The organism is Sphingomonas sp. BK235 (assembly GCF_004345855.1).
Taxonomy (GTDB): Bacteria; Pseudomonadota; Alphaproteobacteria; order Sphingomonadales; family Sphingomonadaceae; genus Sphingomonas.
The window spans coordinates 308,967-324,210 of record NZ_SLXN01000003.1; the positions used below are offsets into that span (position 1 = coordinate 308,967).

At 67.9% G+C, this 15,244-nt stretch carries 16 protein-coding genes; 14 read left to right on the forward strand and 2 right to left on the reverse strand.

Annotated elements, in window-relative coordinates:
- Positions 1 to 2: 2 nt before the first annotated feature.
- Complete coding sequence (locus EV292_RS10360) at positions 3 to 1,685, forward strand: GMC family oxidoreductase (RefSeq protein ID WP_132909126.1); 1,683 nt, start codon at positions 3 to 5, stop codon at positions 1,683 to 1,685.
- Between the two features lie 64 nt (positions 1,686 to 1,749).
- Positions 1,750 to 2,781 carry a LacI family DNA-binding transcriptional regulator gene (locus EV292_RS10365; protein ID WP_243693710.1) on the forward strand — a complete coding sequence of 344 codons (1,032 nt, stop codon included), beginning with the start codon at positions 1,750 to 1,752 and terminating at the stop codon, positions 2,779 to 2,781.
- Between the two features lie 222 nt (positions 2,782 to 3,003).
- On the opposite strand, the gene wrbA is transcribed toward EV292_RS10365, so the two are convergent.
- Entirely contained in the window at positions 3,004 to 3,606 is a 603-nt protein-coding gene (wrbA, locus tag EV292_RS10370; RefSeq protein WP_132909127.1) for an NAD(P)H:quinone oxidoreductase, read from the reverse strand.
- Positions 3,607 to 3,739: 133 nt separating this feature from the next.
- Here wrbA and EV292_RS10375 point away from each other — a divergent pair, with 133 nt between their 5' ends.
- From EV292_RS10375 to EV292_RS10385, 3 genes are all read left to right on the forward strand, one after another.
- The gene (locus EV292_RS10375; RefSeq protein ID WP_132909128.1) at positions 3,740 to 4,627 is read left to right on the forward strand and encodes a LysR family transcriptional regulator; all 888 of its coding nucleotides are present in this window, start codon (positions 3,740 to 3,742) and stop codon (positions 4,625 to 4,627) included.
- A gap of 69 nt (positions 4,628 to 4,696) precedes the next feature.
- Positions 4,697 to 5,980, forward strand: a complete 1,284-nt coding sequence (locus EV292_RS10380; protein WP_132909129.1) for an amidohydrolase family protein — start codon at positions 4,697 to 4,699, stop codon at positions 5,978 to 5,980.
- Between the two features lie 44 nt (positions 5,981 to 6,024).
- A complete protein-coding gene (locus EV292_RS10385) occupies positions 6,025 to 6,378 on the forward strand; it encodes a DUF3140 domain-containing protein (RefSeq protein ID WP_132909130.1) in 354 nt (117 codons plus the stop codon).
- Positions 6,379 to 6,382: 4 nt separating this feature from the next.
- Here EV292_RS10385 and EV292_RS10390 read toward each other — a convergent pair whose 3' ends face one another.
- The gene (locus tag EV292_RS10390) at positions 6,383 to 7,585 is read right to left on the reverse strand and encodes a hypothetical protein (RefSeq protein ID WP_132909131.1); all 1,203 of its coding nucleotides are present in this window, start codon (positions 7,583 to 7,585) and stop codon (positions 6,383 to 6,385) included.
- Between the two features lie 278 nt (positions 7,586 to 7,863).
- Here EV292_RS10390 and rpsL point away from each other — a divergent pair, with 278 nt between their 5' ends.
- The 9 genes from rpsL (at position 7,864) to EV292_RS10435 (ending at position 15,243) form a co-directional block, all read left to right on the forward strand.
- Positions 7,864 to 8,235, forward strand: coding sequence for a 30S ribosomal protein S12 (gene rpsL, locus EV292_RS10395; RefSeq protein WP_029936467.1), 372 nt, complete (start codon positions 7,864 to 7,866; stop codon positions 8,233 to 8,235).
- 137 nt (positions 8,236 to 8,372) lie between these two features.
- A complete protein-coding gene (gene rpsG / locus EV292_RS10400) occupies positions 8,373 to 8,843 on the forward strand; it encodes a 30S ribosomal protein S7 (RefSeq protein ID WP_132909132.1) in 471 nt (156 codons plus the stop codon).
- A 30-nt stretch (positions 8,844 to 8,873) separates the two neighbouring features.
- Positions 8,874 to 9,143 carry a hypothetical protein gene (locus EV292_RS10405; protein WP_207913398.1) on the forward strand — a complete coding sequence of 90 codons (270 nt, stop codon included), beginning with the start codon at positions 8,874 to 8,876 and terminating at the stop codon, positions 9,141 to 9,143.
- 46 nt (positions 9,144 to 9,189) lie between these two features.
- Positions 9,190 to 11,283: an elongation factor G gene (gene fusA / locus EV292_RS10410; protein WP_132909133.1), complete on the forward strand. Its 2,094-nt coding sequence runs from the start codon at positions 9,190 to 9,192 to the stop codon at positions 11,281 to 11,283.
- Between the two features lie 217 nt (positions 11,284 to 11,500).
- A complete protein-coding gene (gene tuf, locus EV292_RS10415) occupies positions 11,501 to 12,697 on the forward strand; it encodes an elongation factor Tu (protein WP_132909134.1) in 1,197 nt (398 codons plus the stop codon).
- 267 nt (positions 12,698 to 12,964) lie between these two features.
- On the forward strand, positions 12,965 to 13,273 hold the full coding sequence (gene rpsJ / locus EV292_RS10420) for a 30S ribosomal protein S10 (RefSeq protein WP_007406109.1): 309 nt from the start codon (positions 12,965 to 12,967) through the stop codon (positions 13,271 to 13,273).
- 293 nt (positions 13,274 to 13,566) lie between these two features.
- Complete coding sequence (rplC, locus tag EV292_RS10425) at positions 13,567 to 14,319, forward strand: 50S ribosomal protein L3 (RefSeq protein ID WP_132909135.1); 753 nt, start codon at positions 13,567 to 13,569, stop codon at positions 14,317 to 14,319.
- 2 nt (positions 14,320 to 14,321) lie between these two features.
- Positions 14,322 to 14,936, forward strand: a complete 615-nt coding sequence (rplD, locus tag EV292_RS10430) for a 50S ribosomal protein L4 (RefSeq protein WP_132909136.1) — start codon at positions 14,322 to 14,324, stop codon at positions 14,934 to 14,936.
- Positions 14,929 to 15,243: a 50S ribosomal protein L23 gene (locus EV292_RS10435; RefSeq protein WP_132909137.1), complete on the forward strand. Its 315-nt coding sequence runs from the start codon at positions 14,929 to 14,931 to the stop codon at positions 15,241 to 15,243. Before rplD ends, EV292_RS10435 begins: the two co-directional genes overlap by 8 nt.
- Position 15,244: the final 1 nt, after the last annotated feature.

Sequence of the window (15,244 nt, forward strand, 5' to 3'; positions counted from 1 at the left end):
TCATGGCAGTTACGAACAGGTTCGACGCGATCGTCATCGGCTCCGGCGTCAGCGGCGGCTTCGCCGCCAAGGAGCTGACCGAGAAGGGGATGCGCGTCCTGATGCTCGACCGTGGGATCATGGTCGAGCATCAGACCGACTATACCTATGACGGCAAGCCCGCCTATGAGATCCCGGCGCGCGACATGATGCCGCCGGAGTTGGTGAAGAGCGACTATTTCATCACCACGCACGGCTATGTCTCGCCGAGCACGCAGAAATATTACAACAACGACCGGCTGAACCCCTACGCTTACGACGAGGGCAGCAAGTTCTACTGGATCCGTCCCGCCGCGGTGGGTGGCAAGTCGCTGATCTGGGGGCGCTGGTGCTTCCGCTGGAGCCCGGCCGACTTCGAGGCGAACAAGAAGGAGAATGTCGGCGGCGACTGGCCGATCCGCTACGACGACGTCTCGCCGTGGTACGATTACGTCGAGAAGTATATCGGCGTCTCGGGCTCGCGCGAGAACCTGTCCTATCTGCCGGACAGCCAGTTCCAGCCGCCGATGCCGATGAACGTCGCGGAGAAGTGGTTCAAGCAGCGGCTCGAGGGCGCGTTCCCCGGGCGCAAGCTGATCAACACGCGCCTGTCCAACATGACCGAGGACAAGCCCGACCAGAACCGCAGCAAGTGCCAGGTGCGCAATCAATGCGGTCGCGGCTGCTCGTTCGGCGCCTATTTCTCGACCCAGGCGGTGACGTTGCCGGCGGCGCGCGCCACCGGCCGGCTGACGCTGCGCTCGGACGCGGTCGTCACCAACCTCGAATATGATCCGCAGCGCAAGCGCGTCACGGGCGTCCGTTTCGTCGACGCCAAGACGGGTCAGGCCGAGACGGTCAACGCCGACATCGTCTTCCTCTGCGCCTCGGCGATGGCCTCGACGCAGATCCTGATGAACTCGCGCGCGCCGGGCAGCACCAAGAGCTATTTCGACAACAGCGGCACGCTCGGCCGCTACGTCATGGATCATATCTTCCGCGTCGGCATCACCGGCGAGATCCCGGGGATGGACGAATATATCGAATATGGCCGTCGCCCCGGCGGCGTCTACATCCCGCGCTTCCGCAACAACAACGGCGACGAGGGGCTCGGCTTCAAGCGCGGCTACGGCTATCAAGGCAGCGCGCGGCGCGACCCCGCCAAGCCCGAGGGCTTCGGCGCCGCGATGAAGCAGGGCATGCGCAAATACGGGCCGTGGCAATTCTCGATGGGCGCGTTCGGCGAGTGCCTGCCCTATGAGGACAATCACGTCTCGCTTCACGCCGACAAGGTCGACCGCTTCGGCGTGCCGCTGATGCGCTTCGACGTGCGCTTCCGCGACAACGAGCTGAAGATGATGGCGGACGCGCGGCAGCAGGGCGAGGAGATGCTCAAGAAGGCCGGGCTGCTCAACGTCAAGAGCAGCGAGGGCGAGCATGTCCCGGGCGACGCGATCCACGAGATGGGCGGCGCGCGCATGGGCCGCGACCCGCGCGCGTCGGTGCTCAACGGCTTCAGCCAGGCACATGACGCACCCAATCTGTTCGTCACCGACGGTGCGCAGATGGCGTCGATCTCGTGCATCAACCCGTCGCTCACCTTCATGGCGCTGACCGCGCGCGCCGCCGATCACGCGGTGAGCGCCAAGAAGGCGGGGACGATCTGACGATGCGCCACCCCGCGCGCGGCGCCTGAGCGATGCCGCTCGCGCTCGTCACCGGCCGCGTGCCATGACGATCGAACGGCGCGGCGAGCGCGGGGTCACCATGCGCGCGGTCGCGGCGCGCGCGGGCGTGTCGCCGATGACGGTCTCCAACGTCATCAACGGCGCGGGCCGCGCCGGCGCGGCGACGGTCGCGGCGGTGCGCGCCGCGATCGACGAGCTGGGCTATATCCCCAACGTCAGCGCGCGCCAGCTCGCGCGCGCGCGCGCCACGACGGTGGGGCTGATCTACAGCGGGGCGCGCACCCCTTTCCTCGACGCGATCCTGACGGGATCGCTGCGCGCCACCAACGCGCACGGGCTCCAGCTGCTGCTGCGCGAGGAACAGCGACTGACGCGCGACGCCGCGGAGGAGGCGGCGCGCGCGCTGGTGCGCGGCGGCGCCGACGCGCTGCTGCTGATCCCGCCCTTCGCCGAGCTGTTGAGCGAGGCGGGGCTGGTGGGCGCGCTGGGCGTCCCCGCCGCGGCGATCGCGACCGGCGGGACGCTGGCGGGTACCGCGACGGTGCGGATCGACAATCGCGCGGCGATGCGCGCGCTGACGCAGCGGCTGATCGCACGCGGGCACCGCCGCATCGCGCTCGTGTCAGGCCCGCCCAATCACTCCGACAGCGCCGACCGGATCCACGGCTATCGCGACGCGCTCGCGGGCGCGGGCATCGCCCCAGACGCGCGGCTCTTGTTCGAAGGGCGCTTCGACCATGAATCGGGCATCGCCGCGGGCGCGGCGCTGCTGTCGTCCGCCGATCGGCCGAGCGCGATCATGTGCAGCAACGACGACATGGCGGCGGGGGTGATCGGCGAGGCGCACCGCCGCGGGCTGCGGCTGCCGCGCGACCTGGCGGTGACCGGCTTCGACGACACGACGATGGCGTCACTGATCTCGCCCGCGCTCACGACCGTGCGCCAGCCGATCCAGCAGATGGCCTATCGCGCCGCCGAGATGCTGATCCGCGCGGGCCGCCGCGGCGAGCTGGCCGAGGCCGAGGACGAACTGGTCGAGTACGAGCTGATCGAGCGCGAGTCGACCGCGGGGTGAGATAGGTTCGGGATTGCTCGTACCTGGCGAGCGTGAGTGCTGCTGCTCACACAGTCGAAGCGCGCTTCGGCCTTGGTGGCACCGTCAAACGTCCGTCATCCCGGCCTTGATCCGGGATCCATGGCACCGCGAACGTCGCAGCTGTTGCAGCCGCGGGACGATGGATCCCGGCTCAAGGCCGGGATGACGATCACCGGAGAAGGAACCGGATCTGCCCGGCGCTCAGCCCTTCAGCTTGGCCGCGGTCTCGGCGATGCGCTTGCCCTGATAGCGCGCGCCGTCGAGATCGACCTGGCTCGGCTGGCGGCTGCCGTCGCCGTCGGCCAGCGTCGAGGCGCCGTAGGGCGTGCCGCCGTGCACTTCCTTGACGCCCATCTGGCCCTGATAGCCATAGTCCAGCCCCACGATCGTCATGCCGTGGTGAAGCAGGTTGGTGATGATCGAGAAGAGCGTCGTTTCCTGTCCGCCGTGCTGGCTCGCGGTCGAGGTGAAGGCGCCGCCGACCTTGCCGATCAGCGCGCCCTTCATCCACACGCCGCCGGTGGTGTCCCAGAAGGCCGCCATCTGGCTCGGCATCCGGCCGTAGCGCGTCGGCGCGCCGACGATGATCGCGTCATAGCCGGTGAGCGCGTCGGGTCCCTCGATCTGCGGATGCGCGGTGTCGGTCTTGAAGCCGGCCGCGGCGATCACCTCGGCAGGAGCGGTCTCGGCGACGCGGCGGATGTCGACCTCGGCGCCGCCCGCGCGTGCGCCCTCGGCGACCGCGTCCGCCATCTGCTCGATATGGCCGTAGGAGGAGTAATAGAGAACGAGGACCTTGGTCATGAAAGCTGGCTCCTGATGCTGGATGGGTGAGGGGCGGGAGGCACGTGTCGGTCCCGATCAATCTAGGATGGCGCACCGCACCGCGAAATCGACACGATTGAAACGGATCGTTTCGGCCATTACGCCCGGTGCGATGCGGCTCCCCGATCTCGAAGCCTGGGCGATCTTCGCCGCGGTGGCGGAACATCGCTCCTTCAGCGCGGCGGCGCAGGCGATCGGGCTGAGCAAGGCGACGGTCTCCAAGGGCGTGTCGCGACTGGAAGCGCAGCTGCAGCTGTCTCTGTTCCATCGCACCTCGCGCCGGCTCGCGCTGACCGAGGCGGGGCGCCCGCTCGCCGATCACGCCGCGCGCATCGTCGCGGAGGCGCAGGCGGCCGAGGAGGCCGCACGCGACGGCGCCGCGGCGCCGACGGGGCGTGTCCGGCTGGCGGCGCCGATGAGCTTCGGCTTGAAGCATGTCGCACCCGTGGTGGCGGACTTCCTCGCGGCGCATCCGGGGATCGAGATCGAGCTGCACCTCGCCGACTCGCGCGTCGACATCGTCGCGGAAGGGTTCGACGTCGCGCTGCGCATCGCGGACCTGCCCGACAGTTCGCTGCGCGCGCGCCGGCTGTGCACGATCACCGCGCATCTGGTCGCGGCACCCGCCTATCTCGCGGCGCACGGCACTCCGACGCACCCGTCGCAGCTCGCCGACCATCGCCTGCTGAGCTATACCAATATCAGCGGCCCGTGGCGCTTCCGCGCGCGCGACGGCGGCGAGGTGTCGGTCAAGGCGCAGGGGCCGCTCGCGGCGAACAGCGGCGACGCGCTGGTCCCCACGCTCGAGGCGGGGCTGGGGATCGCGCGGTTGCCGGGTTTCATCGTCGGGGCCGGGATCGCGGCGGGGCGCGTGGTCGAGATCATGCCGGACTGGGCGCCCGCGCCGATCGGGCTCCACCTGCTCACCCCGCCGAGCGCGCTGCGCCCCGCGCGCGTCGAGGCGCTGATCGCCTTTCTCAGCGAGCGGCTGCGCGACTGAACGCCCGGCCGCGCTCTTCCCTCCCCGCGACTTCTCGGCCATCGTGCCGGAAACAAGGGGAAACATTCGATGCGACTGACCATGCTGCCGCGCGCCGCCGTGGCCTTCGCCGCGCTCGCCTGCACCACGCCCGCGAGCGCGGAGACGGTGGTGGTGACCGCGGCACGGATGCTCGACGTCGACAAGGGCGCGCTCGTCGCCGATCCCGTGATCGTCGTCACCGACGGGCGGATCGCCGCGGTCGCGGCGGGCGGGGCGAGCCGGCCCGCGATCCCCGCCGACGCGCGGCGGATCGATCTGGGCGACGTCACGCTGGTGCCGGGTCTGATCGACATGCACGTCCATCTCACCAGCCTGGCGGAGATCGGCGGCTATCAGACGCTCAAATACACCGACAGCTTCTGGGGCGCGGTGGGCGTCGCCAATGCCGCCAAGACGCTGCGCGCGGGCTTCACCACGGTGCGCAATGTCGGCGCCGCGGGGTTCCAGGACGTCGGGCTCAAGGAAGCGATCGACGGCGGCTGGCTGACGGGGCCGCGGATCGTCCCCGCCGGCTATGCCATCGGCGCGACCGGGGGACATTGCGACGACAATGCGCTGCCGCCCTCGTGGGACAAGCAGCTCCCCTCCGTCGTCAACTCGCCCGCGGAGGCGCGTGCCAAGATACGCTGGCTCCACAAATATGGCGCCGAGGTGATCAAGATCTGCGCGACCGGCGGGGTCTTCTCGCTGGGTGATTCGGTCGGCGGGCAGCAGCTCAGCGAGGAGGAGATGCGCGCGATCGCGGACGAGGCGCACATGCTCCACCTCAAGGTCGCGGCGCACGCGCACGGCGACGAGGGGATCAAGGCCGCGATCCGCGCCGGCATCGACACGATCGAGCATGTCAGCCTCGCCTCGGACGAGGCGATGAAGCTCGCGATCGAGCACAAGACCTGGTTCGACATGGATATCTACAACGACGATTATATCCTGGCGACCGGCACCAAGAACGGCACCGAGCAGGAGAGCCTCGACAAGGAGAAGGCGATCGGGCTCAAGCAGCGCCAGACCTTCCAGCGCGCCTTCCGCATGGGCGTGGCGATGACCTTCGGCACCGACGCGGGCGTCTATCCGCACGGTGACAACGCCAAACAGTTCGCCAAGATGGTACAATGGGGCATGACCCCGCTCGACGCGATCCGCGCCGCCACCACCAGCGCGGCGCGCGCGCTCGGGCGCGAGAGCGACGTCGGCGCGATCGCAGTGGGGCGCTACGGCGACCTGGTGGCGGTGAAGGGCGACCCGCTGCGCGACGTCACCGTGCTCGAACAACCCGTCGCGGTGGTGAAGGGCGGCGTCGAGGTGAAGTGAAACCGATCGCTCCGCTCGCGCTTTCACCGCGCGAGGAGAGCGATATGGCGGAGCGGCACGACGAACACGATCAGATCGCCAAGGAGTTCAACGAGGCGGTCAACATGGCCCCGGCCGAGCTGGAGCGCTTCCTCGACAGCGACGACAGCAAGCGCGTCGGCTGGAAGGGCGAGGACGGCAAGGGCGCGGGCGAGAGCGTCGGGCATCGCTCGGGCCGCCGCATCGTCGAGCTCAAGCACACCAAGAAGGCCGATCTCAGCGACGACGATTATGCGCACATGAGGAAGGTGGTCAGCTACGTCCATCGCCACCTCGCGCAGGGCGGGCCGGCGAAGGACAAGGAACATTCCGACTGGCGCTACTCGCTGATGAACTGGGGGCACGATCCGCTCAAATGAGCGGTCACGCCCCCAGCGCGCCCCGTCGGCGCGGCGCGAGGAAGGGCACCCCGGTGCCGAGCGGCGCGACCGACGCGGCGAACTCGCGCACCACCAGCACCAGCGCTCCCGTCATCACCAGCGCGCCGACGAAGGCGCCCCCGGTCAGGTGGACCAGGAAGGTGGCGTAAGCGAGCAACGAGGCGACCTGGACCAGCGTCGCGATCCAGCGCGCGCGGCGCGACGGCGCCGCCAGCGCATAGGCGAAGGCCAGCACGTCGGCCATGAAGAAATAGCGTTCGTGCATCTTGGGCAGCAGATAGGGCAGCAGCACCGCGCCGGCGAGCGCCACCAACAGCACGCGGCGCGGCGCGTCGAGCGCGCGCCGCGCCGCCAGTGCGATCAGCACCGCCGCCGTCGCGGCGAGCACGAGTCCGATGGCCACCCCCGCTCCGTAAGGAAAGCCCGGCGCGACCGCGCGCAGCAGCTGCCATATATTGGGCACCGAGCGCGCCAGATCGTGGAAATAGGCGCCCTGTGCGAGATACAGCAGTGCCAGATCGCGCACCGGTCGCCCGGCGATCCAGGCGGGAAGCATCATGGCGGCGTAAGCGATCGGCGGCACGATCATGGTCCACCACCGCCCGCGCGCGGCGAGCACGACCGCGAGCATGAGCGGCGCGACGAAGACCCCCTGCAGCTTGAAGGCCACCGCCACGCCGGCGGCGAGCATCGCGGGCACGACCCGGCCCCGCATCACCGCGCCGACCGCGAGCAGCGCGCAGCCGGTGTAGAGCGCGTCGCACTGTCCCCATACCGGCCCGTTGGCGACCACGGTCGGCAGGCAGAGCGTGAGCAACGCGCCGCGCCGCGCGGTGGCGGGATCGGTGCAGCCAGCGAGCAGCCAGCGCATGCAGCCGGCGAGAAACAAGGTGCCGGCGATCGACACCAGCTTGATTACCGCCAGCTCGCCGATCGACGGCGCGAGCCAGGTGCTCATCGCCAGCAGGTAAAGATAGGGCGGCGCATATTCGGAGAAATTGGTCCCGAGCGCGGCGAAGCGGCCGTGCTCGATCAGATAGGCGGTCCAGTGGAGCAGATGCTCGCGCACGTCGCCGTTGCTGAGCGGGATACAGGCGACATAGGCGAGCGCGATCCCCGCCATCAGCAGGTACCGCCGATGATCGCGCGCGGCGCCACCGGGCGCGTGCGCCGAGTTGCTCAACATTCGACCTCGTTCGAAGGATTAACGAGGTTAACGCTTGTATAAGCTAGCGGCGCGGGGGCAAGCGCCGCTGCCGCCGGCCGGGGCGATTGACCGGCGGATCGAGCGCGCGTATAGGCGCCCCCGTTCGGGTGGAAGGCGACTCCTGCCCGGCAAGCTTGAACATTGCTGGATGCATCAAGGGCCTGAGGCTGCCGTCACCGGTCGCCGCACGGTCCTTTTCGTATTCCAAGTCTGTGTCAGGGCTCCAGCAAAGTAACCTGAAGGAAGGTGAAGGCTTCATGCCGACGATCAACCAGCTGGTCCGCAAGGGCCGCGAGCCGCAGAAGGCCAAGTCCAAGGTCCCTGCGATGGAGCAGAACCCGCAGAAGCGCGGCGTCTGCACCCGTGTCTATACCACGACCCCGAAGAAGCCGAACTCGGCGCTGCGCAAGGTGGCCAAGGTCCGCCTGACCAACCAGCGCGAGGTCATCAGCTACATTCCGGGCGAGGGCCACAACCTGCAGGAGCACTCGGTGGTGCTGATCCGCGGCGGCCGTGTGCGCGACCTTCCGGGCGTGCGCTACCACGTGCTGCGCGGCGTGCTCGACACGCAGGGCGTCAAGGACCGCCGCCAGTCGCGCTCGAAGTACGGTGCGAAGCGGCCGAAGTGATCATGCCGGGGGCATGATCATCCCGGAACGGTCGCCTCGGCGAGCTTGTCCGGGATCCACCGCCCCAGGCGCTTATGGTTCGGACCCCTGGAGCGCTGCGAACGCAGGCGCTCGGTTGATCTAAGAAGGAAATTCACATGGCGCGTCGTCGTCGTCCCGAGAAGCGGGAAATCCTGCCTGATCCCGTGTACGGGGATGAGGTTCTCTCCAAGTTCATGAACTCGGTCATGCTCGACGGTAAGAAGTCGGTCGCCGAGGGCATCGTCTATTCGGCGCTCACCACCGTCGAGACCCGCGCCAAGCGCGAGCCGATCGGCGTGTTCCACGACGCGCTGAACAACATCAAGCCGGGCATCGAGGTCCGCAGCCGCCGCGTCGGCGGCGCGACCTACCAGGTGCCGGTCGAGGTCCGTCCCGAGCGCGCGCAGGCGCTGGCGATCCGCTGGCTGATCACCGCGGCGCGCGGCCGCAGCGAGAACACGATGTCGGCGCGTCTCTCGGGCGAGTTGCTCGACGCCTCGAACAACCGCGGCAACGCGGTGAAGAAGCGCGAGGACACGCACCGCATGGCCGAGGCCAACCGCGCCTTCTCGCATTATCGCTGGTAAGCGACTATATCGGGTGCAGGAGGCTGAGAGATGGCGACTGCACCCGATCCCTCCGTCGACGAACTGAACCGGGATACGGCGCGGATCGAGGCGGAAGCTCGCAAGCTGCGAGCGGAAGCGGAGAAGCTGAGCGCCGAGCAGTACAAGCTGGTCGCCGAGCAGTACAAGCTGGAAGCGGAACGCTTCAAGCTGGAGCGTGACAGGATGCTGTCGCCGTGGCTGCTTCTCGCTCAGGGGCTGATCGGTGGCGCCGCGCTGTTCGGTGCCGCCCTGGCGCTCCTCAAATATCTCGCCCCGTAGGGCGAACCGTCACACGTCCGACCCCTAGTCCGAAGGACCACCTGTCATGGCCCGCAGCCATCCGCTCGAACTCTACCGCAACATCGGCATCATGGCGCATATCGACGCCGGCAAGACGACGACCACCGAGCGCATCCTCTATTACACCGGCAAGTCCTACAAGATCGGCGAGGTCCATGAGGGCACCGCGACGATGGACTGGATGGAGCAGGAGCAGGAGCGCGGGATCACGATCACGTCGGCGGCCACCACCTGCAAGTGGAAGGCCGAGGAGGGCAAGGGCCCCGAGCATCTGATCAACATCATCGACACGCCGGGCCACGTCGACTTCACCATCGAGGTGGAGCGTTCGCTGCGCGTGCTCGACGGCGCGGTCGCCTGCTTCGACGGCGTCGCCGGCGTGGAGCCGCAGTCCGAGACGGTGTGGCGCCAGGCCGACAAGTACGGCGTGCCGCGCATGTGCTTCGTCAACAAGCTCGACCGCACCGGTGCCGATTTCTACTTCTGCGTCCAGTCGATCATCGATCGCCTCGGCGCGAAGCCGGCGGTGCTGTATCTGCCGATCGGCATCGAGGGCGGCTTCAAGGGCCTCGTCGACCTGGTCGAGAACCGCGCGATCATCTGGCTCGAGGAGTCGCTCGGCGCGAAGTTCGAGTATCAGCCGATCCCGGACGACATGGTCGAGAAGGCGGCGAAGTATCGCAACGACCTGATCGAGCTCGCGGTGGAGCAGGACGACGACGCGATGGAAGCGTATCTCGAGGGCAACGAGCCCGACTCGGCCACGCTCAAGAAGCTGATCCGCAAGGGCACGCTCAACATGGCCTTCGTGCCGGTGGTGTGCGGCTCGGCGTTCAAGAACAAGGGCGTCCAGCCGCTGCTCGACGCGGTGGTCGACTATCTGCCGAGCCCGCTCGACGTGCCGGCGATCAAGGGCGTCAAGCTCGATGGGGAGACTCCGGATGAGCGCCCCTCGTCGGACACCGCGCCGTTCTCGGCGCTGGCGTTCAAGATCATGAACGACCCGTTCGTCGGCTCGCTCACCTTCGCCCGCATCTACTCGGGCGTCCTCACCAAGGGCAGCTACCTGAACTCGGTGAAGGACAAGAAGGAGAAGATCGGTCGCATGCTCCTGATGCACGCGAACTCGCGTGAGGACATCGAGGAAGCGCGCGCGGGCGACATCGTCGCGCTGGCGGGCCTCAAGGAGACCACCACGGGCGACACGTTGTGCGACCCGGCCAACCCGATCATCCTGGAGCGCATGGAGTTCCCGGAGCCGGTGATCGAGCTGTCGGTGGAGCCGAAGACCAAGGCCGACCAGGAGAAGATGGGCGTCGCGCTCAACCGCCTGGCCGCCGAGGATCCCTCGTTCCGCGTCTCGACCGACCACGAGTCGGGTCAGACCATCATCAAGGGGATGGGCGAGCTCCACCTCGAGATCCTGGTCGACCGCATGAAGCGCGAGTTCAAGGTCGAGGCGAACGTCGGCGCGCCGCAGGTGGCGTATCGCGAGTATCTCAAGAAGCCGGTCGACATCGACTACACGCACAAGAAGCAGTCGGGCGGCACCGGCCAGTTCGGTCGCGTGAAGGTGAAGCTGACGCCGGGCGAGCGCGGCGCGGGCATCATCTTCAAGGACGAGGTCAAGGGCGGTAACATTCCGAAGGAATATATCCCCGCGATCGAGAAGGGCTTCCGCGAGACCGCGGCGACCGGCTCGCTGGTCGGCTTCCCGATCATCGACTTCGAGATCACGCTGTACGACGGCGCGTACCACGACGTCGACTCGTCGGCGCTCGCGTTCGAGATCACCGCGCGCGGTGCGATGCGTGAGGCGGCGCAGAAGTCGGGCATCACGTTGCTCGAGCCGGTCATGAAGGTCGAGGTCGTCACCCCGGAGGATTATCTGGGCGACGTGATCGGCGACATGAACTCGCGTCGCGGCCAGATCCAGGGCACCGATACGCGCGGCAACGCGCAGGCGGTGACCGCGATGGTGCCGCTGGCGAACATGTTCGGCTACGTGAACTCGCTGCGTTCGTTCACCCAGGGGCGTGCGAGCTACTCGATGCAGTTCTCGCACTATGACGAGGTGCCGCAGAACGTCGCCGACGAGGTCAAGGCGAAGCTGGCCTAAGCCGGAGGCGGGAGGGCCAAGGCGACTTGGCCCACCTCGCCGAAGGGCCGGCCGGCGGGTCGGCGCCAGCCGAACCCGTCCGACGCGCGATTGACTCGCGCGTCGGCCCCGCCGGAAAACGGCCGGGATTTGCGCAACGCGAATTGAGCCGCTATGGGGCCGCCTTCACGGCGAGTCCTGAGTGCGGCTCCAGTGGAAATCAGAAGGTAGGGAAACAATGGCTAAGGCTAAGTTTGAGCGGAACAAGCCGCACCTGAACATCGGCACCATCGGTCACGTCGACCATGGCAAGACCTCGCTGACCGCCGCCATCACCAAGGTGCTGGCGGAGAACGTCGCGGGCAACGCGGCGGTCGATTTCGCCAACATCGACAAGGCGCCGGAAGAGCGCGAGCGCGGCATCACCATCTCGACCGCGCACGTCGAGTATGAGACCGCCAACCGCCACTACGCGCACGTCGACTGCCCGGGGCACGCCGACTACGTCAAGAACATGATCACCGGCGCGGCCCAGATGGACGGCGCGATCCTGGTCGTGTCCGCCACCGACGGCCCGATGCCGCAGACCCGCGAGCACATCCTGCTCGCGCGCCAGGTCGGCGTGCCGGCGATGGTCGTGTTCATGAACAAGGTCGACTTGGTCGACGACGAGGAGATCCTCGAGCTCGTCGAGCTGGAAGTCCGCGAGCTGCTCAGCTCGTACGAGTTCCCGGGCGACGACATTCCGATCATCAAGGGTTCGGCCACCTGCGCGCTGTCGGGTTCGAACCAGAAGCTCGGGCCGGACGCGGTCATGGAGCTGATGAAGGCGGTCGACGAGTACATCCCGCAGCCGGAGCGTCCGCTCGACAAGCCGTTCATGATGCCGATCGAGGACGTGTTCTCGATCTCGGGCCGCGGCACCGTCGTGACCGGCCGCGTCGAGACGGGCATCATCAAGGTCGGTGAGGAAGTCGAGATCGTCGGCATCCACCCGGAGGTCCGCAAGACCACCGTCACCGGCGTCGAGATGTTCCGCAAGCTGCTCGACCAGGGTCAGGCCGGCGACAACGTCGGCGCGCTGATCCGCGGCGTCGCCCGCGACGAGGTCGAGCGTGGCCAGGTGCTCTGCAAGCCGGGCTCGATCAAGCCGCACACCGACTTCTCGTCGGAGGTGTACGTGCTGTCGAAGGACGAGGGTGGCCGTCACACGCCGTTCTTCGCCAACTACCGTCCGCAGTTCTACTTCCGCACCACGGACGTGACCGGCACCGTCGAGCTGCCCGAGGGCACCGAGATGGTCATGCCGGGCGACAACGTCGCGCTCGGCATCAAGCTGATCGCGCCGATCGCGATGGACGTCGGCCAGCGCTTCACCATCCGCGAGGGCGGCCGCACCGTGGGTGCGGGCGTGGTGAGCGCCATCTCGAAGTAAGCCGTAGCGGGCCGGTCCGCCGGCCCGACACGAAAGGTTCCGCCCGATGCGCCGAACGGTGCGTCGGGCGGTTGCCTTTTTATAGAGGCGCGGTTATGGCCGCGCCTTCGCTTTGGGTTCGAGAACAGCAAGAGGTGCTCTCGTCCCGTCAGCCCGGTCTCGGCCGGGGTCTTGTGGTGGCAGCGTCAGCGCTAGCGTAGCAGGGCTTCGGTCTCGGCCGGAGTGACGGGGGAGGAAGTGCCCCGCTCTTTCGCATTGGTAGGGATCATGGACAGCAACATCCGCATTCGCCTCAAGGCGTTCGATCATCGCGTGCTCGATCAGGCGACCGGCGACATCGCCGACACCGCGCGCCGCACCGGCGCGCTCATCCGTGGCCCCATCCCGCTGCCGACGCGCATCGAGAAGTTCACGGTCAACCGCGGCCCGCACATCGACAAGAAGTCGCGCGAGCAGTTCGAGGTCCGCACCTACAAGCGCATGCTCGACATCGTTCAGCCGACCCCGCAGACGGTGGACGCGCTGATGAAGCTCGACCTCGCCGCCGGTGTTGACGTCGAGATCAAGCTCGCGTAATTGGCCGGCTCCCGCGGTTGACGTGAGTCCCGCGGGTTTGTCGTTTCGTGGCGTATCGCGCGAGACGGACGAGCGCACCGCCTGCCGGACGCTCCGACGACCATGAGATACCGCCGGCCGCTCTCGGGTGGCCGGGTCAGCGTCTCCCGTCTGTCTCCCCCTCGGGGAGGCGCCCAGCCCGGGACGGGGGCACGCTTCGCACATTTCGGGCTGACCGATCCGCGCCGCTAGGCACGGGTCACAAGCACCGTGGGGATGGGCCTCGCGGTGCCTCTGTCAAGGAGCAAGGGATCATGCGTACTGGCGTGATCGCGAAGAAAATGGGGATGACCCGCCTGTTCCAGGACGATGGCCGCCACGTGCCGGTCACCGTCCTGCAGATCGAGGCGCTTCAGGTCGTCGCCCGTCGCGAGAAGGACCGTGACGGCTACACCGCCGTCCAGCTCGGCGCAGGTGTCGCCAAGAGCAAGAACGTCGCCAAGCCGCAGCGCGGCCACTTCGGCAAGGCCGAGGTGGAGCCCAAGGCGGTGGTGCACGAGTTCCGCGTGACCGAGGAGAATCTCCTCGACGTCGGCGCCGAGCTCGCCGCGGACCATTATGTCGCCGGCCAGCTGGTCGACATCCAGGGCCGCACCCAGGGCAAGGGCTTCGCCGGCGCGATGAAGCGCTGGAACTTCGGCGGTCTGCGCGCGACGCACGGCGTGTCGGTGTCGCACCGCTCGCACGGTTCGACCGGTAACCGCCAGGATCCCGGCCGCGTCTTCAAGAACAAGAAGATGGCGGGTCACATGGGTGACAAGAACCGCACCCAGCAGAATCTCGAGATCGTCGGCACCGACGTCGAGCGCGGCCTCATCTTCGTGAAGGGCTCGGTGCCCGGCTCGAAGGGCGGCTGGCTGTTCGTCAAGGACGCGGTCAAGCAGGCTCGTCACGAGAGCGCGCCGTATCCGGCGTCGATCAAGTCGGCGGCCAACAACAACAGCGCGGCGGACACGCCGGCCGACACGTCGGCCGATGCTCCCGCGACCGACGGCCAGGAGGGCTGAACGTGAAGGTCAAGGTTTCCTCCTTCGCCGGCACCGACGCAGCGGACATCGAGCTCAACGACGAGGTTTTCGGCCTCGATCCGCGCGCCGACATCCTGCACCGCGTCGTGACCTGGCAGCTCGAGAAGCGTCGCGCCACCGCGCGCGGCACGCGCGAGCGCGCCGACGTCGCCCGCTCGGGCAAGAAGCTCGGTCGCCAGAAGGGCGGCGGTGTGGCGCGTCACGGCGATCGCCGCGCCCCGGTGTTCATCGGCGGCGGTAAGGCACACGGCGCCCGCGTCCGCGACTTCAACCCCGGGCTCAACAAGAAGATTCGCGCGCTCGGTCTCAAGATGGCGCTCAGCAGCCATGCCAAGGCCGGCTCGCTGATCGTGCTCGACGCGTTCGAGGTGCAGAAGACGAAGGAGCTCAAGGGCCACTTCGCGACGCTCACCACGGGCAAGCGCACGCTGGTGATCGACGGCGAGGCGGGCGAGAGCTTCCGCGCCGGTCGTAACCTGCCGGGCGTGGACCTGCTCCCGGCGGTCGGCGCGAACGTCTACGACATCATCAAGGCAGACACGCTGGTGCTGACGCGCGCGGCGGTCGAGAAGCTGGAGGCGCGCTTCAATGGCTAAGCCGGCAGAGGCGATCGACAACCGTCACTATGACGTGATTGTCGCGCCGCACATCACCGAGAAGGCGACTCTGCTCTCCGAGCAGAACGCGGTGGTCTTCAAGGTCGCCAACAAGGCGACCAAGCCCCAGATCAAGGCGGCCGTGGAGGCGCTCTTCGGCGTCAGCGTCACGGGCGTGAACACGATCGTCCAGAAGGGCAAGACCAAGCGTTGGAAGGGTGCGCCCTACCGTCGCTCCGATGTCAAGAAGGCGATCGTCACGCTCCGCGAGGGCCAGTCGATCGACGTCACCGAGGGGGCCAAGTAAG

Excerpts from the sequence above, each read along its gene's own strand:
- EV292_RS10360 (WP_132909126.1), top strand. The coding sequence starts at position 3 with ATGGCAGTTACGAACAGGTTCGACGCGATCGTCATCGGCTCCGGCGTC.
- rpsL (WP_029936467.1), top strand. The coding sequence starts at position 7,864 with ATGCCGACGATCAACCAGCTGGTCCGCAAGGGCCGCGAGCCGCAGAAG.
- EV292_RS10435 (WP_132909137.1), top strand. The coding sequence starts at position 14,929 with ATGGCTAAGCCGGCAGAGGCGATCGACAACCGTCACTATGACGTGATT.
- fusA (WP_132909133.1), top strand. The coding sequence starts at position 9,190 with ATGGCCCGCAGCCATCCGCTCGAACTCTACCGCAACATCGGCATCATG.
- tuf (WP_132909134.1), top strand. The coding sequence starts at position 11,501 with ATGGCTAAGGCTAAGTTTGAGCGGAACAAGCCGCACCTGAACATCGGC.
- EV292_RS10375 (WP_132909128.1), top strand. The coding sequence starts at position 3,740 with ATGCGGCTCCCCGATCTCGAAGCCTGGGCGATCTTCGCCGCGGTGGCG.
- rpsG (WP_132909132.1), top strand. The coding sequence starts at position 8,373 with ATGGCGCGTCGTCGTCGTCCCGAGAAGCGGGAAATCCTGCCTGATCCC.
- EV292_RS10405 (WP_207913398.1), top strand. The coding sequence starts at position 8,874 with ATGGCGACTGCACCCGATCCCTCCGTCGACGAACTGAACCGGGATACG.
- EV292_RS10380 (WP_132909129.1), top strand. The coding sequence starts at position 4,697 with ATGCGACTGACCATGCTGCCGCGCGCCGCCGTGGCCTTCGCCGCGCTC.
- EV292_RS10385 (WP_132909130.1), top strand. The coding sequence starts at position 6,025 with ATGGCGGAGCGGCACGACGAACACGATCAGATCGCCAAGGAGTTCAAC.
- rpsJ (WP_007406109.1), top strand. The coding sequence starts at position 12,965 with ATGGACAGCAACATCCGCATTCGCCTCAAGGCGTTCGATCATCGCGTG.
- EV292_RS10365 (WP_243693710.1), top strand. The coding sequence starts at position 1,750 with ATGACGATCGAACGGCGCGGCGAGCGCGGGGTCACCATGCGCGCGGTC.
- rplC (WP_132909135.1), top strand. The coding sequence starts at position 13,567 with ATGCGTACTGGCGTGATCGCGAAGAAAATGGGGATGACCCGCCTGTTC.
- wrbA (WP_132909127.1), bottom strand. The coding sequence starts at position 3,606 with ATGACCAAGGTCCTCGTTCTCTATTACTCCTCCTACGGCCATATCGAG.
- EV292_RS10390 (WP_132909131.1), bottom strand. The coding sequence starts at position 7,585 with ATGTTGAGCAACTCGGCGCACGCGCCCGGTGGCGCCGCGCGCGATCAT.